The organism is Chryseobacterium sp. 27AL (assembly GCF_057815395.1).
This window is the reverse complement of record NZ_JBYRIW010000006.1, coordinates 112,185-135,986: the sequence shown is the minus strand read 5'-3', so window position 1 is coordinate 135,986 and position 23,802 is coordinate 112,185. Positions and strand designations below refer to the sequence as shown.

The window sequence follows — 23,802 nt, the reverse complement described above, 5'->3', positions numbered from 1 at the left end:
ATAAAGAGATTACGATTGAAATTAAAGGGTAAACTAAGACGTGAATTCAAATGGGTGTCGTTAAAGAAATACAGGAAGCATTAGCTGTTTTATCCGTTCCCGAAAAAGCGGAATTCTTTCCGAAGTTTTTCAAAACAGGGAAGGGGGAATACGGTGAAGGCGATTTGTTTCTGGGTGTAAAAGTTCCCGACCAACGTTCCGTTGCCAAAGAATATTATTCTAAAATTTCTCTAAAGGATATAACCAGCTTGCTTTCATCGAAATACCATGAACACCGCCTGACAGCTTTATTTATTCTTGTTTCAAAATTTGAGAAAGCCAAGAGTGAAAACGTAAAAAAAGAGATCGTTGAATTTTATCTGAATCATCTGGATTATATTAACAACTGGGACCTTGTCGATTCAAGCTGTTATAAAATTCTGGGAAGGTATTGCTTTGAAAATCAGAAAGAAGACCTGATGCAAAAGCTTTCCTGCTCTGAACAAATGTGGCACAAAAGAATTGCCGTTGTCGGCACCCTGCACTACATAAAAAAAGGTTCATTTGAACTTACCAAAGCGCTGGTGACAAAAAACCTGAAACATCCCCATGATCTGATGCATAAGGCAAATGGCTGGATGCTCCGTGAAATGGGACAGAAAAATGAAAAGGAACTGATCGATTATTTAAACCTTTATTATCATGAAATGCCAAGAACCTGTCTGCGTTATGCGATAGAGAAGCTTGATGAAGATGTACGGCAGGATTATCTTAAAGGCAGAATTTAATAAGAACTTATTATGAAAAACTATATTAAACGGCTGGTTGTGTTATTGCCCCTGTTGCTGCTTACGAGCTGTTTCGATATTTTAGACAAAATAAATATGAAAGCAGACGGAAGCGGTGAGTATACGATTATCCTGAATGCAAGCAAAAGCAAAACAAGATTGGCCTCCATCTCAAAAATGGAAACCATTAACGGAAAGAAAGTTCCGAAAAAGCCTGAAATCGAAGCCAAGATCAACGAAGCCGCCAGAATATTCAAAGCTACGCCGGGAATTTCCAATGTAAAAACCTCAATGGATTTTGATAATTACATTATTAAATTAAGCTGCCATTTCACTAAGATCGAAAATATCAACTCAGGACTGGAACAGCTAAAGACCAGGAACATCATTGGTAAAATGATTCCTACAAATATTTACAGTCAGAATCCGGCGAAAAAGACATTTATGAGGAATAAAGTCAATACTTTCAAAAGTGATTATGACAAAATGAGCAAAGCCGATAAAGAAGTTTTCACTGATGCACGCTATATTTCCGTATTGCAGTTTGAAAATACGGTGAAATCGCAGTCGAACAATGCATATTCTCTCTCTCCAAATAGAAAGGCACTGAAGCTGGAAGCTAATGTCATAGATCTTATTCTCCAAAAGAAACCTTTACAGAACACTATTTTATTTCAATAATTCAAATACGAACCATGAAATCTATCGCACAAAATACACAAATTATAATTTTATTTCTTGCTTTTTCGCTCACCTTTGCACAGCAGCGTATGAAGATGCCCGCAGATGTTCTTTTTTACATGGAAATCAACGGACAGCAACTGGGTAAAAAGATCAACTGGCAAAAGTTTAATCCGATCTTACAGGAAGTCACAAAAAAAGGGAAAGGAAAAGAAAAAGGAAAAGCTTCATGGACTGATTATTCTAAAACCGGGATTAAATATGATGCCCCACAATATCATTATGCTTCTTTCAATGATTCTGTGCAGGTATATTCAGCACATTTTATTGTGGACAATAAAGATAAATTTCAGGAATTTATCAATTCAGTGAAGAAAGATGGACTGGAAGCTTCCACAAAACGAAACTATTCTTATGTGAATCTTGATGATGATATTTTTGTCGCATGGAATGGTAGCCGTGCTGTCCTGAAAATGATCAACTACAATAAGCCTTTTAAGGATGAGCTGGCTGCTGACAGTACGGTAGCTGTTGTAGACAGTGCCGTGGCAGTTGCTCCCGACAGCGCATCTGTTGAACAGCCTGAAAAACCGTTCGATTATAAAGAAGAGATTAATTATCTGAAAGATGATATTAAATATTTAAAGGAAAGTATTAAGGAGAATAATGCCGAAATACAAAGGATTCAGAAAGACATCAAGTATCTTGAAAAGCATCACGAATATCCTAAAGAAAAGAAAGGAGCGACGGATGAGAATTATTCAGGTGACAAGGTAGAAGTTGAGCCTGCGCCAGGCCCGGAAGAAGATAGGGAAGATCTGCAGATCCCGGAATATGATGACTTTAAGAAAGAAATGGATTCTCTGAAGATAGAAAAATTCAAGGTGCTGAAAAAACTCGCCGAAGAATCTTTCGATCAGTATTTTAGCTCGAATCTGGAACTCGAGGTACCAAAGGAAATGACTGCTTTTCGGGATGCCGCATCCGATGTGTTCGTGTACACCGATTACGGAAGTCTGGTAAATAATGGCGCTTACGGAAAAATGATGAGGCGATATGAATTTGGAAATCTGTTTAATTCCGTATACAATTCAAATTCGTCTTACAATCTCTATTTTGATAAAGATAAAGTGAAGCTGGTCAACAGTTATCAGCACAAAAATCCGGAGGTTCAGAAAAGTGTTTCGGAAATTTATAAAGGAAAGAAGAATAAAAAGCTTGCGAGGCTCATCAATGATAAAAGTATTGGTTACTATGCTATGAATGTCGATGGAAGCAAATATTTTGATATGATGTATGCCCTGATGAAGAATGCAGGAGATTCGGGATATCAGAAAGAAACGGAGCTCATCATGGAAACCGTAAAGATTGTTCTGGACGAAAAAGCCATCGCAAAAATAGCTCCCGGAAACGGAATTTTTGTTCTTAATGAGCTTAAGTCTAAAACGGTAGAGTACACTGACTATGAATACGATGACGACTACAATGAAAAAGAGGTGAAAAAGACGAAAGAAGTGGTTGTCCCGGACTTCACTTTTGCTTTCGCAACAGAAAACCCAGGATACTGGAACCGGATTTTCGATTTGCTGGCCACTAACAAAAAGACATCAAAGCATTTTTCCAGAAATGGAAATTTATACACTTTTAAAGAAGATAAAGAAACAGGATTTATGGATCAGCTTTACTTTACGGTCAGGGATAATATCGTCTATGTAATGAGTTCTGAAAATGGCTTAGAAGTTAAAAATCAATCAGATAAATCTAAAATCTGGATGAAGGAATCATCAAAATACCCGGCATCAGGAAGATTTGATATTCAGAAACTCCTGGTTGGGCTGGAAAAAGAATTCAAAAGTACTTCTGAACGAAAGATGCTGGATCTGGTGAGAAAAAATGTAGGGGAAATTAACTTTAAATCAGAATCAAAAGGTGATAAAATTGAAACGGAAATCAATTACTCCATTAAGAATGCTTCAGAAAACAGCCTGATGTATTTCTTTGATCTGTTCGACGAGATTTACAAATTACAGGAATCAGACAAAAAGCAGCCGGTTCTGTAATGAAAAAGAAAATTATTGGCTTTATAGCACTCCTTATTGCGGGCATTATCTATTTTGTTTTTTACTATACAAGGAACCCTTATACCACAGTGCCTCTGGATGCAGATGCGATAATATTAATAAATGCCAAAAAAGTAAAGCGACACTATATTTCTGATCTGTTAACCCATCCGTCGGTTTGGTTTAAAAAAGAACCTGAAAATTCGGCTTTCCTTAAGGATTCAGGGATTGTTATTCCTGATTTCTTCCAGTTTTTTCATCTTAAAAATTCTTCGCTGACAGACTGGTACAGTATTTTTGATCTGAAGAACCAACAGAAGTTTTTGAAGTTTTTACAATCACAGAAATTTAAGAAGCTGGAAGGTAATGTCTTTAAGAAGGATCATATTTTTATTATGGTTTACGATAATATATGTATTGCTGGAACCTCAGAGGTAGGGATGGAAAGTATTCATAAACAGGTTTTTAAGCTTTCACAAAAAAATATTCTTGATGCAGCGTCTCTTGTTGATAAAGGCATAGGCAGTATCATTTTTAATGAAGGGAAAAGCAGCTACAATCTGTATATTGATCTGAACTCGGATGAAATGGAATTTAAAACCAACTCAAATTTCTACGATCCGAAGCCTTTTATCGGAAAGCTTTTAAAAACCAAATCATTTCTTGAGACGGAACTGGATGCTGAGAATATGCGTTTACTGAGTTCTGTTTTTCCTTTTAAGAATTTAGGAGATGCCAAGATTGCTTATTTAAAAGCTAATGCAGACCTTCATCAGGTAAATGACACGATTATCACTTACGAGTACGACGATAATTTCAATGAAATCGAAAAAAAGACGGTCCGGAAAATTGTGCAGCCTGCTTACATCGTTTCTTTTCATAGTTCGGATCCCGAAAAGACAGCGCAATATTTTCAAGATAAAAAATGGATTAACGCGCAGCGGCAGTTTGTTGTGATTCCCTTCCAACCGAATGTGGTTGAGAAAAAGAACAGTGTTTTTGAAATTCGTTCAACAGGAAAAGGTATTCAACCTTCCGTGAGAATGAATGAAAATTATATTTTTATCAGAAATAATGAGTTATTATACTCTCATTTAAGATCCTTCACGCTAAGGGAAAAGAAAATAATTTCTGATATTGACTATATTTTTTATGGTCATAAAGATCAGGATTATTATGTAAAATTAAAATTTAAAGAAAGCGATCTGCCATTACTTCTGAGGTGATAGCAAGGCTAAAATATGGATTTATCAGACCTCACCTTCGCCAGAACATTTGTGCATTATTTTCTGCACTTTGTCTTTCCGGTTTTCATTGCATTGATCTTTTACCCTAAAGATTGGAAAAGGGTGTATCTTATTTTGCTCGCTACCATGCTGGTTGATCTGGATCATCTTTTTGCAGATCCTATTTTCGATCCTGACAGGGGAAGTATCGGATTTCATTTTTTGCACTCTTATTTTGCTATTGCGGTGTATTTTTTGATGCTGTTTTTTAAAGGAAATATAAGAATTGTCGGTATAGGTCTCCTTTTTCATATGCTGACGGATTTTCAGGATTTTTATTTATGGAATCATTAAAATAAGATTAATATTTTCTTTTAATATTTCAAAAACCATAGATTTTTTGTATTTTGTAAACGCTTATGAGATTAAAAGAACTTTTACATTATACCTATATTTTCCCCCTTCTGGCTGTGGGATATTATTTTTCAGGCCTGATGGGTAACGGGATTATTTTTGATGTTATTGCGGGTATTTTATTGACAGGAAGCGTAATTTCAGCTGTTCATCATGCGGAAGTTGTTGCACATAAGGTAGGAGAGCCTTTCGGTACAATCATTCTGGCGCTCTGCATCACCATATTGGAAGTCGCCCTTATTATCTCGCTGATGGTTGCCGGTGGCGATCAGGCCAATACATTGGCAAGAGACACTGTCTTTGCTGCTGTAATGCTTATCCTTAACGGTATTTTGGGAATAGGGATTCTTGTAGGAGGTGTAAAATACTATGAACAGTTTTTTGCAAGAACCTCAGCAACCACTTACCTTGTCAGTATTGTTTCAATTCTCATTCTTACCCTTGTTCTTCCGAATTTTACGTCGAGCGTCAACGGCCCTTTCTATAATCACGCACAGCTGATCTTCGTTTCAATTGCGTGTCTGGTAATCTACGGAACCTTTCTGATGGTGCAGACAGTGAGGCACAGAAATTATTTTATTGTTCCGGATGAGCATCCTGAAGAACACTATATTCCTTCTTTTCAGAAAACGATGATGAGTTTTGTTTTTCTTGTGATCTGTCTGGCCATCGTTGTATTAATGGCTAAAGGACTATCCGGGACGATTGAAGATATGGTCCAAAGTCTTGGAGCTCCGAAATCGCTGGTAGGAGTGATTATTGCTGCGGTGGTTCTGTTGCCGGAAGGTCTGGCAGCAATCAGGGCGGCTCGCAGTAACCAGATTCAGTCGAGTCTTAACCTGGCTTTAGGCTCTGCGCTGGCAAGTATTGGGCTTACGATTCCGGCAGTTTCCATAGTATGTATTATGTATGATATTCCACTGGTTTTAGGGTTGGATAAAAAAGATATTATACTTCTTTCCCTGTCGGTTTTTATTGTGATGTTATCTCTAAGTCGCGGAAAGACCAATATCCTTTATGGAACCGTGCTTCTCGTGAACCTTGCAGCCTATATTTTCACGGTAATTGTTCCTTAAAACATGAATTAATTATAATCTTCTCGCAAGATCCATTTTGAATGCCATGAGTTTGGCAATGTTTTCAGATTTGTAAATGGCCATATCTGCATTTTCACCTGCAAAATTTTCTTCAATGGTCGTTCTCCATAGCTCGAGCCAGCGGTCAAAATGTTTTTGCTCCATCGCCTGCATTTCATTGATGGGGAAGTGCGCGCCCATAGGATTTCCTTTATAGGTCATCTGCCCGAAGAGTATGGATTCCCAAAAAGAATACATTTTGGGTAAATGCTTGTCCCATTCAACTTTAGCGATATCGGTAAAGAAGAAACTTATTGTTTCATCTTTGATAACTTTTGCATAAAATGAATTGACAAGGTGCTCAATATCTTCTCGTGATTCCAACTTTTTCATAGATCAAATTTAAAGTAAAATTTATTGAGAAATTCAATCAGCCTGTTGATAAATTTCATGAAAACAATATTTTATATTTGCATCTCATTTACATCTCAAACTTAAAACAAGATCAATACGATGGCTAAAGGATTCCGTCAGAAAATTCGCCAGAAAAATACCGATAATAGTGGCTTCGGAGATTATGCTTCGGGGCGGTTTATCAATAAAGACGGGCTTCCGAATGTCAACCGGAAAGGTGTAAACATTTTCAACCGTTTCAGCTGGTATCATACGATGCTGGATCTTTCGACGTTCAATTTCCTTTCTTATCTGGTCATTGCCTATATTATGGTGAATCTGTTTTTTGCACTGATCTATTATCTCATTGGTGTGGAACATTTAACGGGAATTGATAAAAGCGATCCTGTGAATGAATTTATCGATGTTTTCTTTTTCAGCTCGCAGACGTTTACTACAGTTGGCTACGGAAGAATTGCGCCAGTGGGCTTTATGGCAAGTTTGGTAGCTACCTTTGAAGCTTTCTTAGGATTGCTTACCTTTGCCATTGCAACGGGATTGTTTTATGGAAGATTTTCAAGGCCGAGAGCGTATCTGAAATTTTCTGAGATCGCTTTGATTGCTCCTTTTAAAGGTAAAACCGCACTGATGTTCCGGCTGGCACCTTATAAGAATAATGCCTTAACGGATGCAGATGTTATTGTTTCAGCGGCTATTGAGGTTGTTGAAAATAGTGTTCCGAGAAGCAATTTTTATACCTTGAAAACACAGTTAAATAAAATCAATACATTGGCTCTGAACTGGACAATTGTTCATTTAATCGACGAAAATTCTCCATTCTTTGGTTTTTCTGAGGAGGATTTTAAAAATACCGATATTGAAATTATTGTTCATCTGCGTGCATTTGATGAAGTATTTTCCAACACAGTTGTACAAAGAACATCGTATGTGTCGAAAGAAATTGTGTACGGAGCCAGGTTTGTTCCGATGTATTATCCGGATAAGCAAAACCTTTCAACAGTATTGAATCTGGATAAAATAAACCACTATCAACAAGCAGATCTTCCGGTATTTCAGGAAGAGAACGAATAATGAATTTAGAACTTTACAAAAAACAGGCTTTACAAAAGCAGAAAGAGCATAAAAAGTTTTTGGACGGCATTAAAAAAAAGCCACCGAAAAACCTTGATTATGTAGTACAGGAAACGCACGATGAGGTGTTTGAAATAGTCGACTGCTTACAATGCGCCAATTGTTGTAAAACCACCGGGCCGCTCTACACGGAAAAAGATATTGAAAGAATCGCAAAGCATCTTCGCATGAAACCTGCAGATTTTGAATCTAAATATTTACGTGTGGATGAAGATAATGACAAAGTTTTACAGAATCTTCCCTGCTTTTTTTTAAACAGTGATAATACCTGTTCTATCTACGATGTTCGTCCTAAAGCCTGTCGGGAGTATCCTCATACGGATAGAAAAAAGATCTACCAGATCAATAATCTTACGATGAAAAATACGCTTATATGCCCTGCTGCGTATGAGTTTGTAGAGAGAATTATGAAAAATTTAGCAAAATAACTTGTTATTCAAAATCATTCTTAAATAATTATAAAGTACGTTAAATAAAGACATTGCAGACAATATCCGGTAAATTGACGACGTTTTAACTAAACAAACCATATTAAAAATATTAATTATTATGAAGAAGTTAGTTTTAACAGCAGCGTTTACATTAGTCGGAGTAATCGCAGTATCGGCTCAGACGGACACAACACAACAGAACCCGTCACAAAATCAAAATTCTAGTAACCCATCGACAACTCAAACACAACAGGATCCACAAGCGTCTTCAACTTTGGGAACAGCTTCCTCAAGTTCAGCACAGGACCAAAATACAGCAGCAACTGCTACGGTAGAGGCATCCGCAGCAACTACGGCTACTGATGCTTCAGCGAGTGTAAGCACAGATCCGAATTCAGATGCTACCAAACCTAATGACGAGGCAACTAAAGAAGAAGAGAAGTCTAAAAAGAAAAAGTCTAAGTAAGTATTAAGTAAAAAAGTAGAAATGAATCCCGGAATTATATCCGGGGTTTTTATTAAACCTGTTTATAATGTAATTTGTCTTAAATTATTATAAATCAAGTTAAAACATTTTATAATACATACCACTTTGTACGATTATTGTACTTACTATAACACAAACCAACCACTAAATCATTATATTATGAAAAAGTTAATTTTAGCGACAGCGTTCGCAATGTTTGGAACGATCGCAGTATCTGCACAGACAACACCACAAACGACAACAACGGACACGGCAAGACCTGATACGACCAGGAACAAAGACATGAGAACCGACAACATGAATACCGGAAATACTGGAACCATGAATAATGGTAATACCAACGGTACCATGAATAACAATAATAACTGGGACAAAGCAAAAACGGATACCGCCAACTGGAAAAACAGAGATGCCACAACCGGTGACAGAAAAACAAAAAAGAAAAATAAGTAGATAATGCATCATAAAAAAAATCCTGAAAATTTTTCAGGATTTTTTTTGGATTGCTACTATAAAAAAAGCGCTGAATCATCAACGCTTTCTCCTTTCACTTTTTACTTTTATCCCATTTATAATCCCGGGAACAGGTTGTATGAAAAAAGGTCGGGAATTTTCCCAACCTTTTGTATTTTTATACCACTCCCTGAGCCAGCATTGCTTCTGCAACTTTCACGAAGCCAGCGATATTAGCGCCTTTCACGTAGTTTACATAGCCGTCTTCTTCTTTACCATAGTCTCTACATGCTTTATGGATTCCGATCATGATCTCTTTCAGTCTGGCATCCACTTCTTCAGAGGTCCAGTTGAGACGGATAGAGTTTTGTGTCATCTCAAGACCTGAAGTAGCAACTCCACCGGCATTGGAAGCCTTTCCTGGAGAGAATAACACTTTATTATCAAGGAAATAATTAATAGCATCTAGTGTTGAAGGCATATTGGCTGCTTCCGTTACACAAACGCAACCATTTTCCACCAGTTGCTTAGCATCATCAAGGTCCAGCTCGTTTTGGGTTGCAGATGGGATGGCAACATCACATTTCACTTCCCAAGGGCGTTTTCCTGCAAAAAATTGTGCAGAAGGATATTTTTTAGCATAATCTTCAGCTCTGTTGTTTCCTGAGGATCTTAATTCCAATAGATAATCGATTTTTTCGCCATCGATACCGTCTTTATCATAAACATATCCGTCAGGTCCGGAAATAGTTACTACTTTACCGCCAAGTTCAGACACTTTCTTGATTACCCCCCAGGCTACGTTTCCGAAACCTGAAACCGTTACCACTTTATCTTTAAAAGTTTGTCCGATCGTTTTCAGCATCTGCTCTGCGAAGTATACCACACCATATCCTGTCGCTTCAGGACGGATCAGTGAACCTCCGTAGGCCAGACCTTTACCGGTAAGTACCCCTGTAAATTCATTTCTGATTTTTTTATATTGACCGAATAAGTATCCGATCTCTCTGGCACCTACACCGATATCTCCTGCAGGAACGTCAGTTTCCGGACCAACATGCTTGCATAATTCTGTCATAAACGCCTGGCAGAAACGCATTACTTCCATATCAGACTTTCCTTGCGGATCAAAGTCTGAACCTCCTTTTCCACCACCCATTGGTAATGTTGTCAGTGAGTTTTTAAATACCTGCTCAAATGCCAGGAACTTAAGAACCGAAAGATTTACAGTAGGATGGAATCGTATTCCTCCTTTATATGGCCCGATAGCAGAGTTCATCTGAATTCTGAAACCTCTGTTTACCTGGATTTCTCCCTTATCGTCAACCCACGGAACTCTGAAAATGATGATTCTTTCAGCCTCTGCCATTCTCTCAAGAAGTTTCATGCCCGTATATTCCTTCTTAGTCATAATAAACGGAATTACTGTAACAGCAACTTCTTTTACCGCTTGTAAAAATTCTGGCTCATTAGGGTTTTTGGCCTCGATTTTTGCTATAAATTCTTGTATTTTCTGGTCAATATTATATTGTTCCATATATTAGGGTTGAATATTATTGTCAACAAATTTAATTTTTTTTTCAAGATTCACAACACCTTAATGAATGATTGTTGAAAGTTTAATAATATAAATACTTAATATTATTAAGTTAATAATTTGAGCTTTAATTTTATTAAAAATTAAATGTTATGTTTAAAATAATGCAATATTAAGAAAAGGTTAAATCTCATATTACAACAAATTGCCTCCCTGAAAGTGATTTTACTCTCCCTAAAAGTTCTAATTCCAGAATTATGGGTAAAATTTTATGCGAGGCCAGACCTGTTTTCTCTATGATGTCATCTAAAGAAATTTGTGGATGATCTGAAATAACAGTAAATATTAATTGTTGGCTGTCAGTTAATTGAATATTGATTTCACGGTGGCAAAATAATTCTTCCATTTTTGTTTTAGGCTTTTTAATTCCTAAACTGTCAATTAGATCTTTCACTGTAGAGATTGCCGCAGCTTTGTTCTGAAAAATCAGTTGATTGCAGCCCTGGCTTTGCTTGTCTGTAATTTTCCCGGGCAGTGCAAATACTTCCCGATTATATTGGTTGGCAAAAGTTGCTGTGCTCACCGATCCGCCACCGAAAGCTGTTTCTACGACAATTGTCGCAGGAGAAATACCGGCTACAATTCTATTTCTCTGAATAAAATTTTCCCGGTCAGGTTTTCGCGAAGAATTAAATTCTGTGAAGAGTGTTCCTCCTTCTTCCACGATTTTTTCGGAAAGCCTTCGGTTTTTGGAAGGATAAATGGTATGAAATCCATGCGCCAATACGCCAACTGTAGGAATCCCTTTCAAGAGAGACTGTTCGTGAACTTCCTTGTCGACACCCAGGGCAAGGCCGCTAACAGAAATAAATGGGCAGGATTTTGTCTCTTCAAAAAAATCATTCAGAAAATGACTGCCATAAGTTGTCATGTTTCTGGTTCCTACAATGCTTACTTTTTGTTTCTTATCGTCGAAGCTTCCTTTTTGATAAAGAATTGCCGGTGCATCGTAGCATTCATTAAGTAATTTTGGAAGCTCACCAGCATGACGAAGGTTGACGACAATATCATTCTTTTCGCAGAATTTCAGCTCTTTTTCAGCAAATTTCAAATGGATAGGATTTCCGATATCAGCGACCATTTTATAGCCCAGGCCATCAATTCTTTTATATTCTTTTTTGGTATGCTGCCAGGCATTTTTTGCACTTCCAAATGTGCGGACGAGCTTGTAAAAATTGATATCACCGATTAAATTACATTCGCGGAGTGCGATAGAATATAGATGTTCTTCAGAATACATTTGTGTTGTTTTGACAAATGTAAAGAATTTAATGTTATTTTTATATGATTAAAAATAGATTAAGCTTATTTTCTTCTTAGCTCATCCAGATGCTCCCAAATGTCATCTTTCTTTTTATAAGGTAATTCCATGAAGTCTTCGGGATGGTTTTCTTTGTATTCCTGCCAGAGTTTGTCGTCTTTTTCACTGTAATAATTTGGAAATTCCCAGATGAATCTTTTCTTTTTATCGCCTGCTTTTTTGAACATAAAGGCCAGGATAATTCCCACCACAGCGCCTGCAATGTGTGCCTGCCATGCAATTTTACTGGGTTCCTGGAGATTGTAAAACAATTCTTCCGGCAGCATTCCCCAAACCAGACTTCCATAGTATAGAACTACCAGGAGAGAAATAGTAAGCAACTTCATATTCCACTTAAAGATACCGCTGAAAAAAAGAAAGAAAGCGAGTACGTACACCACGCCACTGGCACCAATTGTACAGGTATAAAGATAATCACCAGTTATGATGTCTATAGGTGGCAAAAGCCAGACTAGCAATCCGGTAGCCAGCCATCCTAAAACGAAAACTTTATTAGCCACCAATGGATAAAACTGATACAGCAGAAACATCAGAATAGCAATAGGAATAGAATTCCCTACAATATGATCCAGATTTCCGTGCAAAAGAGGAGAAGTAATAATGCCGAGCAGTCCTTCAGGCAATAATGGAATGATGGCTCCAAAACAACTTTCAAAAAATCCGTGAAGCTGCAGAAAATATCCCAGCCACATTGCCGCAAGCATCAGCAAAGGATTTATAATCGCTTTTTTGGAAATTACATTGTTTTTTAGCATGCACTGTTTATGTCAAATGGAAAGCCAATGCTAAATTTCGGAAAATTTGTCGATGAATCAATCAGTCATTTATTTTATTTCAGCCAAAAAGTAATCTTTTCTTCTGCATATATTAAAGTATATCTTATTTGTCATTAAAATCTTAAGCGAATAGGAAAATGTAGTTTTGCCTGTGCGATTTGTCTTATCAAATTTATATTTGATATTTTTGTGTAGAATTTTGTAAAATGAAATCCTGACTCATGAAGAAGTTTTTATTAATTCTTTCCTTTTCTATAGGAATTTTCAACAGTGCACAAGTGCTTCTGGACACCGCTTCTATCAAGGTAGATACGGTAAAACACTGGTCGGTTCTGGGTAAACAGACTTTAATGATCAATCAGGCTGCATTCTCCAACTGGGTTGGGGGTGGTGGCAATAATGTCGGCTGGCTGGTAGGTGCAGATTACAACATTACCTATGAAAAAGACAAGGATCTCTGGGAAAATATTATTATTCTGAATTATGGCCAGAATGATACGAAAGGCCTGGGAGTAAGAAAAACCCAGGATGTTATCAATGTTTCCACGAATTACGGAAGGAAGGTTTCTAAAAGCTGGTATCTTTCTGTAGGGGCAGGCATGCTTTCTCAGTTTACCGTGGGATATGAAGACGGCAACAATCCTGCAGCCAAGAAAATTTCCAACTTTATGGCTCCCGGTTATCTGAATGTCGGGATGGGGATCACGTACAGGCCCAGCGATAACATCAATGTAACACTGCGTCCTTCCAACGCCAGATGGGCTTTCGTTTTAGATAAAGATCTCCAGACCGCTGGAACATACGGATTAAAAGCTGATGGAGACAATTCATTGTTACAGTACGGTTTTCTGGGCACAGCGTATTATAAATTTAAATTAATGGAAAACGTAAATGTTACCAATACCGCATCTGTTTTCTCAAATTATCTTGACCATCCTGAAAGGCTGGTGCTCGCCTATGGAATGATACTAAATTTAAAGGTTAATAAATTCATTTCCTCCAACATTACTGTTGATCTTATGTATGACCATAACCAGATCAAAAGAACACAGCTGAAGCAGACATTGGGTGTCGGGTTTGCCTATACATTAGATAATGGAGTGAAACGTTCTAACAGAAAAGACAGCCAATGGTGGATAAAAAAATAGTCATCATCAATTTAAATAATACTTACAAATATCAATAGGGGTGGGCTTTAGCCAAAGATTCTCTGTTGCGGTTTTTATAAGTGAACCGTCTTTACAAACAAAAGATCTTAATCATTTCAAAAAATCATTGCGATTTTAGCCTTAAAAAATAAAAGCACCCCAAATTTGGAGTGCTTCATTATTATCAATTATATATTGTTAAAACTCTATATCAACTTCAAGTTTCTCAGCCAAAAGCTTTGAAATTTTTTCTTTTAAAGGCTCAATATCTATATTCTGCATCGCATCGTTAGCGAAAGCATATAGCAATAATGCCTGAGCTTCTTTTTTAGAGATGCCCCTTGCTCTTAGATAGAACAATGCATCTTCATTCAGCTGTCCAACGGTGCAGCCATGAGAACATTTTACATCATCTGCGAAAATTTCCAACTGAGGCTTGGTATCAATAATAGCCCCTTCACTTAGTAAAACATTGTTATTCTGCTGATAAGCATTTGTTTTCTGAGCAATTTTATCCACAAAAACTTTTCCGTTGAAAACACCGTGAGATTTTCCGTCGAAAATACCTTTGTAGTTCTGATAACTTTCACAGTTCGGGAAGTTGTGATGAACCGCCGTGTGATGGTCTACCAGCTGATCTTTCCCAATAATCGTGATTCCGTTCATAAAGGAATTGATATTCGATCCGTTATGAATAAAATCAAGGTTGTTTCTTACCAGTTTACCGCCGAAAGAGAACGTATTTACCGTTGTTAAGCTATCTTTTTCCTGTCTCGCGAATGTATTGTCAATTAAATACGACGTATCATTGTCATTCTGCAGCTTATGCCAGTCAGCCTTTGCATTCGGATAGGTGAAAATTTCTGTCACTGAATTGGTTAGTACATATGTACTGTCAAAATTATGATGACTTTCAATGATTTCCACTTTTGCACCTTCCTCTACGATCAATAAATTTCTCGTATTGTAGAAAGTATTTTCTTCCTGATTCTGCGAAATATAGAAAACATGAATTGGTTTTTCAATCACAACATTTTTTGGAACTTTCAGGAAAAAACCATACTTGCAGTAAGCCTGATTTAAATTTGTAAAAGCAGATTTGTCTGAAGCAATCGTATTAAAATATTTCTCAAAAACATCTCTGTGTTTCTCATCATTTAAAGCATAATTAAATGAAAGAAATTCAACGTTTTCAATCGAAACTTTTGATAGCTCTTTGTGAAGTTTACCGTTTACGAAAGTAATCCAGTCGAAATTTTCTTCACCCAAATGCAGTTCATCCAGCTGTTCCCTGGTGATATTGTGGTGTTCTTTCGGGAAAAAGTTGTACACTTTTTCGGTAATTTCTTTTAGGCTGGTATATTTATATTCTTCGTCTTTTTTTGTCGGAAAACCCATGCTTTCAAATCTTTGAAGAGCTGCTCTTCTGTCTTCGTCCAAAAATCGGTGACGAAGGCTCTCTAAAAAAGAAGAATGATTATTTAAAATTTGTTCTAATAACATATTTATTTGAAATTTGAAGTTTGAGATTTGATATTCTGTGTGCATCTGCACTAATCAATATTTCGGTTAAATTTATTTCCTTTGTGTGTCGAATTCTTAAGATAATTAATAATCCCGAAAGTTTTTTTGAAATCTCAATACTCTCATTTTTAAGTTTTAGGAATTTTTCTTCATCTAAATATTTTCTGTCATAAGCTCTGATAAGTTGAGAACGCACTTCACCACAAGAACCTTTCGACATGGTGAGAAAATTAATGAATTCCCGATTGCCTTCTCTTTCAAAACCTTCTGCAATATTATCCATAATAGACGAAGATGCTCTGTCAATTTGTGATTTATCATGTCTTTGAAATTTATCATTTTGAAGGCAATTCTGATAAATCAATTCGCAAAGGCGTCTTGCATCCTTCCAAATCTCTAAATCTTCAAAATTATTGATCGTCCCCAAAATTTCAAATTTCAAATATCAAAATCTCAAATTAATTCAAAAGCCAGTCATACCCTTTTTCTTCCAGTTCCAAAGCAAGAGATTTATCACCAGTTTTGATGATTTTTCCGTTTGCTAAAACGTGAACGAAGTCAGGCTGAATATAATTAAGCAGTCTTTGATAGTGTGTAATCAAAAGCACTGCATTTCCTTCATTTTTAAATGCATTTACACCATCTGCAACAATTCTTAATGCATCAATGTCTAATCCTGAATCTGTTTCATCAAGGATGGCCAGTTTCGGATCAAGCATCATCATCTGGAAGATCTCGTTTCTTTTCTTTTCACCTCCCGAAAATCCTTCATTTAATGATCTTGAAAGGAAATCTTTCTTGATTCCTAACTTTTCAGATTTCTCACGGATCAGCGAAAGCATTTCTTTAGCAGGCATTTCTCCCAATCCGTTTGCTTTTCTGTTTTCATTCATCGCTGCTTTGATGAAGTTGGTTACAGAAACCCCCGGAATTTCTACCGGATACTGAAAAGAAAGGAAAATCCCTTTGTGCGCTCTGTCTTCAGGAGCGTCTTCGATGATATCTTCACCTCTGAAAATAATTTCTCCATCAGTCACTTCGTAATCTTCTTTTCCTGCGATAACAGAAGAAAGAGTAGATTTACCGGCTCCGTTTGGACCCATGATCGCATGAACTTCACCCGGTTTTATTTCAAGATTGATTCCTTTTAAAATTTCTGCGCCGTCTTCAATTTTGGCGTGCAAGTTTTTTATCTCTAACATACGTTTAAATTTATCGCAAGGCTAGACTAAGATTTTTTTAATCTCCTTTGCTTTTTAAGATAAACAAAGGTGCTAACGCTTATCAATGAAATACTATTTCTTTTTTTATTTTAAACATTAAGAATTTAAGTTAATTCTAATGTATAATTTCTTTTTAGTAAATCAATAAATTGATTTTTATTAAGATTTTTAAGGTCTTAGTGATCTAAATTCCTAAATGTTTTAATTTTTATTCAGGAAGCTTTGCAAAATATTCATTTATTAAAGGAATCATTGACTTGGTAATATTGTCCGTGTAAAAATTAATCAAAAGACCTTGAGGCTTTTTCAATATTTTCATGTAAGTCATCAATTGAGCCTGATGAACGGGCAATAAACTTTCAACAGTTTTGATTTCTATAATAATTGCTTCATTTACTAGCAAATCAATTTTTAGTGGTGTTTCAATCTCAATTTTTCCATAATTGATTTTGGTGCTAATTTGCTGATTAACTAAAAATCCTTTTTCTCTTAATTCATATGCTAAACACATTTCATATACACTTTCCAATAAGCCGGGACCAAGTTCTCTATGCACTTTAATGGCACACCCTACAATATCATAGGAAAGTTGTGTTATTTGTGTTTTTGTCATACTTAATTTTCTTCAACAGAATTGATTTATCAATTCCTTACTATTTAAACATTAATAATTGAGAATAAAAACTTAATTTCTTAATGTTTAAAATATATTACTTACCCTACAGAACCCTCCAAAGAAATCTCCAATAATTTCTGAGCTTCAATAGCGAATTCCATTGGCAATTTATTTAAAACCTCTTTGCTGAAACCGTTTACGATCAAAGCAATTGCTCTTTCCGTATCGATACCTCTCTGGTTGCAGTAAAAAATCTGATCTTCTCCAATTTTTGAAGTCGTTGCTTCATGCTCCAACTGTGCAGAAGGATCTTTGATTTCAATATAAGGGAAAGTATGTGCACCACATTCATTACCCATTAACAAAGAGTCACACTGGGAAAAATTTCTTGCCCCTTTTGCAGAAGGCATTACTTTTACCAAACCTCTGTATGAGTTCTGAGATTTTCCTGCAGAAATTCCTTTAGAAATAATCGTTGATTTGGTATTCTTTCCGATGTGGATCATTTTTGTTCCGGTATCTGCATATTGGTGATTGTTGGTCACGGCAATAGAGTAGAACTCACCGATTGATCCGTCACCTTTTAAGATGCAAGAAGGGTATTTCCATGTTACGGCAGAGCCTGTTTCTACCTGTGTCCAGGAAATCTTTGCATTCTTTTCGCAAAGTCCTCTTTTCGTTACGAAATTGAAAACTCCTCCTTTTCCTTCTTCATTTCCGGGATACCAGTTCTGAACGGTTGAATATTTAATTTCAGCATTATCCAAAGCGATCAGCTCAACAACAGCGGCGTGAAGCTGGTTTTCGTCTCTTGATGGTGCGGTACATCCTTCAAGATAAGAAACATAACTTCTTTCATCAGCGATCACAAGTGTTCTTTCAAACTGACCGGTACCTGCTTGGTTGATACGGAAATACGTAGAAAGTTCCATTGGGCATCTTATCCCTTTCGGAATATAGCAGAAACTTCCGTCAGAAAAAACTGCGGAATTCAAAGCGGCATAGAAATTATCTCCTCTCGGAACTACTTTACCAAGATATTTCCTAACCAGGTCAGGATGATTTTTAATGGCTTCAGAAATGGAACAGAAAATAATTCCTTTTTCCATCAACGTATCCTGGAAGGTGGTTTTTACAGAAACTGAGTCCATTACGATATCTACAGCAACTCCGGAAAGTCTTTTTTGCTCTTCAATATTGATCCCCAATTTTTCAAAGGTTTTCAATAATTCAGGATCAACTTCATCCAGGCTGTCCAGTTCAGGTTTTACCTTTGGAGCGGCGTAATATCGTATAGCCTGAAAGTCAGGCTTTTCATATTTAATATTAGCCCATTCAGGTTCTGTCATTTTAATCCAGATTCTGAAAGACTCTAAACGCCATTCCGTCATCCATTCCGGCTCTTCTTTTTTGGCAGAAATGGCCCGGATAATATCTTCATTCAAACCGATAGGAAAATCTTCGTAATCGATTTTCGTTTCCCAGCCAAATTCGTATTTTTTATTTTCTAAGTCGACGCGTAAATCGTCCTCTGTATATTTATTCATTATTTTATATTCAAAAAATTCAAAATTCGAAATTCAAAATTTTGCTTCTCCGAATTATTTTTTATTTATCTGTTTTTATATTTAGAGCCTTTAAGATCGCTATTTTGTAAATAAAATATAAAGCCTCCTATCTTTTTACTTAAATCTACTGTTTTTAATTTTAAAACCTCAAATTTTTCGTTTGAAATAAAATTCCGATCTAAAACTCTATATAATTGAGATCTTGTCTCTCCACAAGATGCTTTAGAAATGTATAAGAATTGTATAAACTCTCTATTTCCGTTTCTCTCAAAACCTTCAGCAATATTATCCATTATTGAGCCTGAAGATCCATCGATTTGGTTTGCTAAACGAAAATTATTTTTAAGATCAGAATTTTCAATAATTTCGTAAATATCATTACAAAGTTCTCTCGAAAGCTGCCATATTTCTAAATCTTCAAAACTCTTATACGTTGCCAATAATATTGAATTTTAAATCTTAAATATTGAATTTAAAGTGAAAAACTTTCTCCGCACCCACATGTTCTGGATGCGTTAGGATTATTAAAAACAAATCCTTTTCCATTTAAACCTCCTGAATACTCAAGAGTGGTTCCTGCCAGATAGAGAATTGATTTTTTATCTACGATAATTTTGATATCATTGTCTTCAAAAATTTGATCAGAATCTGTTTTTTCATTGTCAAACTTCAAAACATATTCTAAACCAGAGCATCCTCCGCTTTTTACCCCAACTCTTATATAGTCTTCAAAAGGTTTAAAACCATCTTCTGTCATAAGCTGGATGGCTTTTGCTTTTGCTTGATCTGATACTTTTATCATTGTATTTATTTAGAATGATTTAATAATGCAAAAATACGTACAATAATTAGTATATAAAAATTAGCGATTTTATTTTATCAATTTTTATTATTGATGCTTTAACTTTGTGAAGGATTTAAAATCCAAGTACTAAATTTATTCCAATGAAAAAAATAGGCATCATTGCTTTAACGTTACTCATACATTGTGTATTTGCACAAACCAACAGATTTGTTTATCAGGTAACTATGAAACCAGATGCATCTGATAAAAATGATGTTAAAACAGAAAACGCATATCTTGATATTTCTGCTGAAAAATCGATTTTTTATTCTGAAAACAGAATTAAGCGGGATTCAATAATTCAGGCAACTATTCAGAGTGGCGGTGCAAGAGGTTTCAATAGAGACCAGATGCAAAATCTGAGGTCAATTATTAACTATTCTATTGAAAAAGATAAAAAAGACCAGAAGATTATTTTTAAGGACAGAATAGGAAGAGATGTTTATACGTATGAGGAAGACCGGCCTTTAAACTGGAAGATTATGCCGGAAACCACGAAGATAGGAGAATATAAGGTTCAGAAAGCAGAAACTGATTTTGGGGGAAGAAAATGGACTGCATGGTTCACGACCGATTTGCCTTATCAGGATGGGCCTTACAAATTCGGTGGCCTGCCAGGACTTATCGTAAAAGTGGAAGATGATAAAGGTGAATATTCTTTTGATTTAATGAAAAATTACAAGATTGCTGATTTTCCTACTTTAAATCAATTTGGAAATACCATTAAAGTAAAAAGAGCAGACTATATAAAGCAACAGAAAAAATTCATGGAAGATCCTATGGCTTTTATGTCTCAAGGCGGATCAATGAGAATAGGCGGTAACCGAGGCGGTGAAAATCCTGCTGATATGAGGAAAAGAATGGAAGAGAGAGTAAAAGATGAAGCCAAGAAAAACAGTAATCCTATTGAATTACAATAAAATGAAGCCCTGAGGAATTGCTTCAGGGTTTTATTTTTTATCTTGTTAAATAATTATTTCAAAAGCTGGTTGAAAGTGTCACCTTGTCTGATGTCTCCTGTGTTGTAGCCCTTCATGAACCACTCTTTACGCTGTGCGGAAGAACCGTGAGTAAAGCTTTCCTGGTTAACATATCCCTGAGATCTTCTCTGTATATTATCATCTCCTACTGCTTCGGCAGCATCAATGGCAGACTGGATGTCTCCCGGTTCTAAAATATGTTTTTCAGCATCGGTTCTTTTTGCCCAAAGTCCGGCATAGAAATCTGCCTGCAATTCTGTAGCTACGGAAACCTTGTTCATTTCTGTTTCGCTGTATCTGCCGCTTCTTCTCATTTTATCTACTTTTTGCGTTGTTCCCAAAAGCGTCTGAACATGGTGTCCTACTTCATGGGCAAGAACATAGGCAACAGTAAATTCGGTTACTTTTGCTCCGAATTTTTTCTGAAGTTCATTAAAAAAACTCATGTCCATATAAACAGACTGGTCTGCAGGGCAGTAGAAAGGTCCCATTGCTGCCTGTGCAGTTCCGCAGCCGGATTGTGTAGTGTTTTCAAAAAGAACAATTTTAGGAGGCTCATAGGTCATTCCGTTTTCATTAAAAACCTTATCCCAGGTAATGGTATTCCATTTTCCCATCATGTCTACCATTTCTCCAATTTTCATTTCTTCCTGTGTTAATTCTCTCTGTTCGGTTCTTGCCGAGCCGGATCCGCTTCCGGATGAAAGTATGGAAGAGGGATCTCCTCCCAGAAAAAAAATAATGGCTGCAATAATCAGTGTTCCCAGTCCGCCTCCTACTACGGCTCCACCGCCTAGTCCACGCCTGTCTTCCACGTTGCCGCCTCTGTCGTCAGTCCATCTCATAGTTTAATTATTTTGTGATATATAAATTTAGAAATTTAAAATGTATTTTCTATAGATGAAACGTTTTTTTTGAATTAACGGTTAAGTTTATTTTCCTTAAGCCAATATGAGGTAGACTGATACGCTGCAATGGTCTGTTCAATAAGGTTTTTGTTCTGAGAATCGGGTTTCAGAAATTTTTCATCATAATACATGTTGAATTCCGGGCTTAAATTGTTTTTTTGTTGTGTAAGTGAATACTGTTTAATCTTCTTTACCGGTGAGATAATGGTTAAATAATTATCTTTAATAAAACCAAGATCCTGATAAGTAGCAACATAAGCTTTCGGTTGGAAAGTTTCACTGAAAATATCCTGCCCTAAAAATTTAGACTGATAATTAAAATTCAGCAATCCTAAAACAGTAGGCATTACATCAATCTGTGACATGGTTTGTGTAAATTTTTGTGGTTGAATAAAACCTTCTGAAAAGATCATCGCAGGAATTTTATACTTATCCATCGGAAGTTCTGTATCTCCGGCACTTGAAGCGCAATGATCGGCAATGATTACAAACACTGTATTGGAATACCAGTGTTGCTTTTTGGCCATTTCGAAGAATTTTCTTAAAGCATAATCCGTGTATTTTACACCTCCTTCACGGGATTTTGCATCTCCGGGAATATCTATTTTTCCGTTCGGGTAAGTAAATGGACGGTGATTGGAAACGGTCATCCAATGATTAAAAAATGGCTTCCCAGACTTTGCCTCGGCGTTCATGGTCTGGATGGCCTTTTTTGCCATATCTTCATCTGCAACACCCCAGACATTGGCAAAGGTAATCTCTTCAGGCTTGAAATTATCCCTGTCAACGATGCTGTAGCCATTTCCCTCATAGAAATCCTTCATATTGTCGAAGTAGCTGTAGCCGCCATAAAGGAATTTTACATCGTAACCTTTAGATTTAAAAACGCTTCCGGTTGTAAATTTATTTTTATTGTTTTCCCTTTTAATAATACTTTCACCAGCAGTCGGAGGAATGCAGAGTGTAAGGGCCTCCAGTCCGCGAACAGTTCTGTTTCCTGTTGCATAAAGATTGGTGAACATTAGAGAACGGTCTGCAAGACTGTCCAAAAATGGAGTTATTTTCTGCGTATTACCGTAATGTTCCATAAAATCTGCCGACAAACTTTCGATAGAAATTAAAACAACATTTTTCTTTAATTCAGGTTTGTCCGGTTGAATATTTCTTTTGAGAGTAGACGGAGAATATTGGCTTAAAAAGGTTTTTTCAGCTTCCTGTTGATTGATCACCGGGTAAAATTGGAAATAATCCAATTCATTATGTGTAAAGGCCCAGTAGAATTTTGGCAATCCATTAGCCTGTATTTCTTCCTCAAAGACGTTGTCAGATTTTATTTTTGTGGTAAAATGTAATCCGATAAGACTGATTCCTACCAAAATACAAAATGAAGCTAATAAAATAAGTTTTTGCTTTAGGTTGGGAAGATTCAAAAGTTCGACCTTAGTCTTTCGGTAAATATAAACTGTAAGTACCGCAGCAACAGCAAATATAGCCAGGAACAGAGGCACAACCGGATAACTTTCCATAATGTTTCCAATAACTTCATTGGTATAAATGAGATAATCGACCGCAATGAAATTATATCTGAGCCCAAATTCATTGTAGAAAAAATATTCGCTCACAGTATTAAAAACAATGAGCAAGACATATAGAAAAACAGTAATGAAATAAAGTGTATTTCTGATTTTTATACGCTTTTCCGGCAAGAACAGCATGAGACTGAAGAAAATTATTTTCAGTCCGATGAAGGCCAGGGCAATTTCGACAGCTGATCCTCCGTATTGCTTAAAAATATTATTCGGGACAAGGAGGATATATAAAAATGAAATAGCTAATAATCCTAAAATAATATGTCCATAAGGCTTTTGATATTTTGAATCGGATAAAAACAGAAAATAGAGCGCCAAAAATGGACAGGTTAATATGAAGACCAGAGAATCATTTAAGATCCCGATCATTACAATTTCTACTACATCGATAAAGTTAAATTCTGCTGTAGTTATAGGATGAAATATAAAAATGAGCCTTAGAACCAAAGAAATGGTAAGATAAAAAATGCCTAAATAGAGAAACGGCTTTATTTTCTGACGAAACATATGAACTAAATGTTAATTCCTGCAAATTTAGTAATTGGGAGTAATTTCTTGTTATAAAATC

At 36.2% G+C, this 23,802-nt stretch carries 24 protein-coding genes and 1 pseudogene; 12 read left to right on the top strand and 13 right to left on the bottom strand.

What is annotated here, in order from left to right; all coding sequences use genetic code 11:
* Positions 1–50: 50 nt before the first annotated feature.
* From AC3WV0_RS11550 to AC3WV0_RS11525, 6 genes are all read left to right on the top strand, one after another.
* Positions 51–767, top strand: coding sequence for a DNA alkylation repair protein (locus tag AC3WV0_RS11550; RefSeq protein ID WP_488846225.1), 717 nt, complete (start codon positions 51–53; stop codon positions 765–767).
* Positions 768–779: 12 nt separating this feature from the next.
* The gene (locus tag AC3WV0_RS11545; RefSeq protein WP_488846224.1) at positions 780–1,448 is read left to right on the top strand and encodes a hypothetical protein; all 669 of its coding nucleotides are present in this window, start codon (positions 780–782) and stop codon (positions 1,446–1,448) included.
* 14 nt (positions 1,449–1,462) lie between these two features.
* Entirely contained in the window at positions 1,463–3,508 is a 2,046-nt protein-coding gene (locus tag AC3WV0_RS11540) for a hypothetical protein (protein WP_488846223.1), read from the top strand.
* Positions 3,508–4,734 (top strand): hypothetical protein, encoded by a 1,227-nt coding sequence (locus AC3WV0_RS11535; protein WP_488846222.1) that lies wholly within the window; start codon positions 3,508–3,510, stop codon positions 4,732–4,734. The genes AC3WV0_RS11540 and AC3WV0_RS11535 overlap by 1 nt, the downstream gene beginning before the upstream one ends.
* A gap of 15 nt (positions 4,735–4,749) precedes the next feature.
* Entirely contained in the window at positions 4,750–5,088 is a 339-nt protein-coding gene (locus tag AC3WV0_RS11530) for a DUF6122 family protein (RefSeq protein ID WP_488846221.1), read from the top strand.
* A gap of 65 nt (positions 5,089–5,153) precedes the next feature.
* Complete coding sequence (locus AC3WV0_RS11525) at positions 5,154–6,224, top strand: calcium:cation antiporter (protein ID WP_488846220.1); 1,071 nt, start codon at positions 5,154–5,156, stop codon at positions 6,222–6,224.
* Between the two features lie 12 nt (positions 6,225–6,236).
* Here the strand turns inward: AC3WV0_RS11525 and AC3WV0_RS11520 are convergent, their stop codons facing one another.
* Positions 6,237–6,617 carry a group III truncated hemoglobin gene (locus AC3WV0_RS11520; protein ID WP_488846219.1) on the bottom strand — a complete coding sequence of 127 codons (381 nt, stop codon included), beginning with the start codon at positions 6,615–6,617 and terminating at the stop codon, positions 6,237–6,239.
* 120 nt (positions 6,618–6,737) lie between these two features.
* Here AC3WV0_RS11520 and AC3WV0_RS11515 point away from each other — a divergent pair, with 120 nt between their 5' ends.
* The 4 genes from AC3WV0_RS11515 to AC3WV0_RS11500 all read left to right on the top strand — a co-directional run bounded on the left by AC3WV0_RS11515 (position 6,738) and on the right by AC3WV0_RS11500 (position 9,140).
* Positions 6,738–7,709 (top strand): ion channel, encoded by a 972-nt coding sequence (locus AC3WV0_RS11515; protein WP_488846218.1) that lies wholly within the window; start codon positions 6,738–6,740, stop codon positions 7,707–7,709.
* Positions 7,709–8,197, top strand: a complete 489-nt coding sequence (locus AC3WV0_RS11510; RefSeq protein ID WP_488846217.1) for a YkgJ family cysteine cluster protein — start codon at positions 7,709–7,711, stop codon at positions 8,195–8,197. The genes AC3WV0_RS11515 and AC3WV0_RS11510 overlap by 1 nt, the downstream gene beginning before the upstream one ends.
* Positions 8,198–8,318: 121 nt before the next feature.
* Positions 8,319–8,666 (top strand): hypothetical protein, encoded by a 348-nt coding sequence (locus AC3WV0_RS11505; RefSeq protein WP_488846216.1) that lies wholly within the window; start codon positions 8,319–8,321, stop codon positions 8,664–8,666.
* Positions 8,667–8,846: 180 nt separating this feature from the next.
* Complete coding sequence (locus AC3WV0_RS11500; protein WP_488846215.1) at positions 8,847–9,140, top strand: hypothetical protein; 294 nt, start codon at positions 8,847–8,849, stop codon at positions 9,138–9,140.
* 178 nt (positions 9,141–9,318) lie between these two features.
* On the opposite strand, the gene gdhA is transcribed toward AC3WV0_RS11500, so the two are convergent.
* From gdhA to AC3WV0_RS11485, 3 genes are all read right to left on the bottom strand, one after another.
* Positions 9,319–10,677: an NADP-specific glutamate dehydrogenase gene (gene gdhA, locus AC3WV0_RS11495; protein ID WP_090000529.1), complete on the bottom strand. Its 1,359-nt coding sequence runs from the start codon at positions 10,675–10,677 to the stop codon at positions 9,319–9,321.
* Between the two features lie 190 nt (positions 10,678–10,867).
* Positions 10,868–11,977 carry a DNA-processing protein DprA gene (gene dprA / locus AC3WV0_RS11490; RefSeq protein WP_488846214.1) on the bottom strand — a complete coding sequence of 370 codons (1,110 nt, stop codon included), beginning with the start codon at positions 11,975–11,977 and terminating at the stop codon, positions 10,868–10,870.
* Between the two features lie 65 nt (positions 11,978–12,042).
* Positions 12,043–12,813, bottom strand: a complete 771-nt coding sequence (locus AC3WV0_RS11485; RefSeq protein WP_488846213.1) for a rhomboid family intramembrane serine protease — start codon at positions 12,811–12,813, stop codon at positions 12,043–12,045.
* A gap of 242 nt (positions 12,814–13,055) precedes the next feature.
* Here AC3WV0_RS11485 and AC3WV0_RS11480 point away from each other — a divergent pair, with 242 nt between their 5' ends.
* Positions 13,056–13,982 carry a DUF3078 domain-containing protein gene (locus AC3WV0_RS11480; RefSeq protein WP_488846212.1) on the top strand — a complete coding sequence of 309 codons (927 nt, stop codon included), beginning with the start codon at positions 13,056–13,058 and terminating at the stop codon, positions 13,980–13,982.
* Positions 13,983–14,180: 198 nt separating this feature from the next.
* On the opposite strand, the gene sufD is transcribed toward AC3WV0_RS11480, so the two are convergent.
* From sufD to AC3WV0_RS11445, 7 genes and pseudogenes are all read right to left on the bottom strand, one after another.
* The gene (gene sufD / locus AC3WV0_RS11475; RefSeq protein WP_488846211.1) at positions 14,181–15,485 is read right to left on the bottom strand and encodes a Fe-S cluster assembly protein SufD; all 1,305 of its coding nucleotides are present in this window, start codon (positions 15,483–15,485) and stop codon (positions 14,181–14,183) included.
* Between the two features lie 50 nt (positions 15,486–15,535).
* Positions 15,536–15,933 (bottom strand): annotated as a pseudogene (locus tag AC3WV0_RS11470) (four helix bundle protein).
* 31 nt (positions 15,934–15,964) lie between these two features.
* Entirely contained in the window at positions 15,965–16,708 is a 744-nt protein-coding gene (gene sufC, locus AC3WV0_RS11465; RefSeq protein ID WP_090000534.1) for a Fe-S cluster assembly ATPase SufC, read from the bottom strand.
* Positions 16,709–16,937: 229 nt separating this feature from the next.
* Entirely contained in the window at positions 16,938–17,342 is a 405-nt protein-coding gene (locus AC3WV0_RS11460; protein WP_488846210.1) for a GxxExxY protein, read from the bottom strand.
* Between the two features lie 101 nt (positions 17,343–17,443).
* Entirely contained in the window at positions 17,444–18,892 is a 1,449-nt protein-coding gene (sufB, locus tag AC3WV0_RS11455; RefSeq protein ID WP_488846209.1) for a Fe-S cluster assembly protein SufB, read from the bottom strand.
* A gap of 65 nt (positions 18,893–18,957) precedes the next feature.
* A complete protein-coding gene (locus tag AC3WV0_RS11450; RefSeq protein WP_488846208.1) occupies positions 18,958–19,353 on the bottom strand; it encodes a four helix bundle protein in 396 nt (131 codons plus the stop codon).
* A gap of 32 nt (positions 19,354–19,385) precedes the next feature.
* Complete coding sequence (locus tag AC3WV0_RS11445; protein WP_488846207.1) at positions 19,386–19,715, bottom strand: HesB/IscA family protein; 330 nt, start codon at positions 19,713–19,715, stop codon at positions 19,386–19,388.
* 143 nt (positions 19,716–19,858) lie between these two features.
* Between AC3WV0_RS11445 and AC3WV0_RS11440 the strand changes: the two genes are divergently transcribed.
* The gene (locus AC3WV0_RS11440) at positions 19,859–20,677 is read left to right on the top strand and encodes a GLPGLI family protein (RefSeq protein ID WP_488846206.1); all 819 of its coding nucleotides are present in this window, start codon (positions 19,859–19,861) and stop codon (positions 20,675–20,677) included.
* A gap of 53 nt (positions 20,678–20,730) precedes the next feature.
* On the opposite strand, the gene ypfJ is transcribed toward AC3WV0_RS11440, so the two are convergent.
* On the bottom strand, positions 20,731–21,582 hold the full coding sequence (ypfJ, locus tag AC3WV0_RS11435; RefSeq protein WP_488846205.1) for a KPN_02809 family neutral zinc metallopeptidase: 852 nt from the start codon (positions 21,580–21,582) through the stop codon (positions 20,731–20,733).
* 74 nt (positions 21,583–21,656) lie between these two features.
* Complete coding sequence (locus AC3WV0_RS11430) at positions 21,657–23,741, bottom strand: LTA synthase family protein (protein ID WP_488846204.1); 2,085 nt, start codon at positions 23,739–23,741, stop codon at positions 21,657–21,659.
* Positions 23,742–23,802 lie beyond the last annotated feature (61 nt).

What these genes read in the sequence shown, in the direction of transcription:
- AC3WV0_RS11525 (WP_488846220.1), top strand. Translation starts at nt 5,154, where the DNA reads ATGAGATTAAAAGAACTTTTACATTATACCTATATTTTCCCCCTTCTG.
- AC3WV0_RS11535 (WP_488846222.1), top strand. Translation starts at nt 3,508, where the DNA reads ATGAAAAAGAAAATTATTGGCTTTATAGCACTCCTTATTGCGGGCATT.
- AC3WV0_RS11460 (WP_488846210.1), bottom strand. Translation starts at nt 17,342, where the DNA reads ATGACAAAAACACAAATAACACAACTTTCCTATGATATTGTAGGGTGT.
- AC3WV0_RS11530 (WP_488846221.1), top strand. Translation starts at nt 4,750, where the DNA reads ATGGATTTATCAGACCTCACCTTCGCCAGAACATTTGTGCATTATTTT.
- AC3WV0_RS11485 (WP_488846213.1), bottom strand. Translation starts at nt 12,813, where the DNA reads ATGCTAAAAAACAATGTAATTTCCAAAAAAGCGATTATAAATCCTTTG.
- AC3WV0_RS11505 (WP_488846216.1), top strand. Translation starts at nt 8,319, where the DNA reads ATGAAGAAGTTAGTTTTAACAGCAGCGTTTACATTAGTCGGAGTAATC.
- AC3WV0_RS11440 (WP_488846206.1), top strand. Translation starts at nt 19,859, where the DNA reads ATGAAAAAAATAGGCATCATTGCTTTAACGTTACTCATACATTGTGTA.
- gdhA (WP_090000529.1), bottom strand. Translation starts at nt 10,677, where the DNA reads ATGGAACAATATAATATTGACCAGAAAATACAAGAATTTATAGCAAAA.
- AC3WV0_RS11545 (WP_488846224.1), top strand. Translation starts at nt 780, where the DNA reads ATGAAAAACTATATTAAACGGCTGGTTGTGTTATTGCCCCTGTTGCTG.
- AC3WV0_RS11430 (WP_488846204.1), bottom strand. Translation starts at nt 23,741, where the DNA reads ATGTTTCGTCAGAAAATAAAGCCGTTTCTCTATTTAGGCATTTTTTAT.
- AC3WV0_RS11540 (WP_488846223.1), top strand. Translation starts at nt 1,463, where the DNA reads ATGAAATCTATCGCACAAAATACACAAATTATAATTTTATTTCTTGCT.
- AC3WV0_RS11520 (WP_488846219.1), bottom strand. Translation starts at nt 6,617, where the DNA reads ATGAAAAAGTTGGAATCACGAGAAGATATTGAGCACCTTGTCAATTCA.
- sufB (WP_488846209.1), bottom strand. Translation starts at nt 18,892, where the DNA reads ATGAATAAATATACAGAGGACGATTTACGCGTCGACTTAGAAAATAAA.
- AC3WV0_RS11500 (WP_488846215.1), top strand. Translation starts at nt 8,847, where the DNA reads ATGAAAAAGTTAATTTTAGCGACAGCGTTCGCAATGTTTGGAACGATC.
- ypfJ (WP_488846205.1), bottom strand. Translation starts at nt 21,582, where the DNA reads ATGAGATGGACTGACGACAGAGGCGGCAACGTGGAAGACAGGCGTGGA.
- sufC (WP_090000534.1), bottom strand. Translation starts at nt 16,708, where the DNA reads ATGTTAGAGATAAAAAACTTGCACGCCAAAATTGAAGACGGCGCAGAA.
- dprA (WP_488846214.1), bottom strand. Translation starts at nt 11,977, where the DNA reads ATGTATTCTGAAGAACATCTATATTCTATCGCACTCCGCGAATGTAAT.
- AC3WV0_RS11550 (WP_488846225.1), top strand. Translation starts at nt 51, where the DNA reads ATGGGTGTCGTTAAAGAAATACAGGAAGCATTAGCTGTTTTATCCGTT.
- AC3WV0_RS11445 (WP_488846207.1), bottom strand. Translation starts at nt 19,715, where the DNA reads ATGATAAAAGTATCAGATCAAGCAAAAGCAAAAGCCATCCAGCTTATG.
- AC3WV0_RS11480 (WP_488846212.1), top strand. Translation starts at nt 13,056, where the DNA reads ATGAAGAAGTTTTTATTAATTCTTTCCTTTTCTATAGGAATTTTCAAC.
- AC3WV0_RS11510 (WP_488846217.1), top strand. Translation starts at nt 7,709, where the DNA reads ATGAATTTAGAACTTTACAAAAAACAGGCTTTACAAAAGCAGAAAGAG.
- AC3WV0_RS11515 (WP_488846218.1), top strand. Translation starts at nt 6,738, where the DNA reads ATGGCTAAAGGATTCCGTCAGAAAATTCGCCAGAAAAATACCGATAAT.
- sufD (WP_488846211.1), bottom strand. Translation starts at nt 15,485, where the DNA reads ATGTTATTAGAACAAATTTTAAATAATCATTCTTCTTTTTTAGAGAGC.